Below are 1,680 nucleotides of genomic sequence, written 5' to 3' on the forward strand. Positions count from 1 at the left end.
GTCCTCCGGGTCGTTCCCGCTGACCAACGCCCACACCATCCCTGCCTGTACGAACACGGTGCCGGCGAGCACCACCACGAGCACGGCGCGCAGCGCACGTACTGCCAGCTTTCCCACGGCCTATCCTTCCATCGAGTTGCGATGAGAATCCATCGAATTTCGATAGGTGAAGCAAGGGGTGGGATGGAGGGTGGGCGGTGGTTTCGCACTGTGGCGGGCCGCGCTCCCATGGAATGGCGTTCGCGCGAACAGTCTTAATCTTGTCGAAGTCGGCCTCGCTTGAGCGCAAATCGGACGCCACCCGACTACGCCGAAGCCCTGCGGGGGAGGGGCACCTTTTGACGGGGGCGTGCGGGGATCAACGAGGGTTGTCGGTGTCGGATCGTAAGCTGTTGGGCGTGCCGACGACTGATGCCTCCTCTCCGTACTCGACAGGTGGGGGCGGTGTCTGGCTCGAACACTGTTATGCGGCGACGCTGGTCGCCGCCCTGCTGACCGAGGATCCGATCAGCGAGCTCGGTGACGATGTCGTCCCGCATTCTGTGCGTCTGCAGGCCAGCTACATCAGTCCGATCGACGATGTTGTGGTGGAGGGACGTACCCGCGACGGCTTCGTGCGGCGGGTGTCGATCGGGGTGCGCAGGGATCCGGACCTGATCACGAGCGATGAGAAGTCGGTTCCGTTGGTGCGGTCCTTCCTGCGGGTGGTGACCGAGCACTGGGATGAGGTAGCGGCGGGGCGCTGACGGGTGGCGCTCGCGGTCGGTGTCTCCAGCACGGCTGTGCGGCAGACTGACGCGCTGGCCCGGATCGCGCGGTCGGTGTCCTCTGTGATGGTCTGCGGGGGAGTGTCGGTTGAACGTCGTCGTCTGGGCGTCAGTGGCGCAGGTGCGGTGACCTGGTCGTTGACGCTGACGGGTGGTGCTCACTCGTTGCTGGCATGAGTGACGAAGGGCCATGTCATTCTCATGCCGACCATCACCTCACCGACATCGAGCACCTTGAGTTTGATCTCTGACCCGGCTGCGGCGATGAACACCCCGACCTCCGGCCGCATTTGACGTGCGCCCTGGGCGGCGCGGGCGTCCCGGGGAGCAGAGTGCGCTCACCGGTGTTGCGCGTCGGCGGGCCGCCGCCCCCAGCAGCTTGCGCAGCGGGCGCCAAGTGGCTGTCGAGGGGAGGGTATTCGGTTTGTCGGCTGCGGCTTGCGCACTAGATTTCTTCACACGAGTGGCGAGGTCGAGCCGGTTTCGCCTTCGCACCTGAGCAAGGGGACACGCGGCATGAACGCCCGCAGCATCGATCTCGACACCCTCCGCCGCGACCTGGAGACCAGTGAGCAGGATGCGTACGTCCGGGCGATGGCAGTGCGAGCAGACACGGGATGGGGGCTCTATCACTGCTGGGCGCTCATCGGGGCCGAGCCGCCCCAGTGGTCGGAAGCCCTGTGGAAGTACCAGGACCACGCCTTCGTTGCGTGTCGTGTGCCCGCGGCGGTGCTGGCGGGCCTGTGCTCACCGGAGGCAGGCTCGACTCTCACTCTCGGGCCTCTTGCCGTATCGGTTCCTGCAGCGATTGGCCCCGCTGTCGACGGCGGCTGAATCGTGACCCTCTTTGGGCGGTTGAGTCCTGACCCAGTCTTCAGTTGGTCTTGTCAGTCGTTGCCGTTGCTGGTCGGGA

At 65.7% G+C, this 1,680-nt stretch carries 2 protein-coding genes and 1 pseudogene; 2 read left to right on the plus strand and 1 reads right to left on the minus strand.

All coding sequences use genetic code 11. The features are described from left to right. Window positions 1–117, minus strand: a pseudogene (locus ABZ904_RS51170) (DUF2975 domain-containing protein); the annotation flags it as partial. Between the two features lie 275 nt (window positions 118–392). Here ABZ904_RS51170 and ABZ904_RS51175 point away from each other — a divergent pair. Then, the gene (locus ABZ904_RS51175; protein ID WP_361006428.1) at window positions 393–746 is read left to right on the plus strand and encodes a hypothetical protein; all 354 of its coding nucleotides are present in this window, start codon (window positions 393–395) and stop codon (window positions 744–746) included. Between the two features lie 537 nt (window positions 747–1,283). Further along, window positions 1,284–1,601, plus strand: coding sequence for a hypothetical protein (locus ABZ904_RS51180; protein WP_361831201.1), 318 nt, complete (start codon window positions 1,284–1,286; stop codon window positions 1,599–1,601). Window positions 1,602–1,680: the final 79 nt, after the last annotated feature.

Source organism: Streptomyces sp. NPDC046900 (assembly GCF_040644975.1).
GTDB lineage: Bacteria > Actinomycetota > Actinomycetes > Streptomycetales > Streptomycetaceae > Streptomyces.

Bases quoted from the DNA above. Each gene is read 5' to 3' on its own strand.
- ABZ904_RS51180 (WP_361831201.1), top strand. From the start codon at position 1,284: ATGAACGCCCGCAGCATCGATCTCGACACCCTCCGCCGCGACCTGGAG.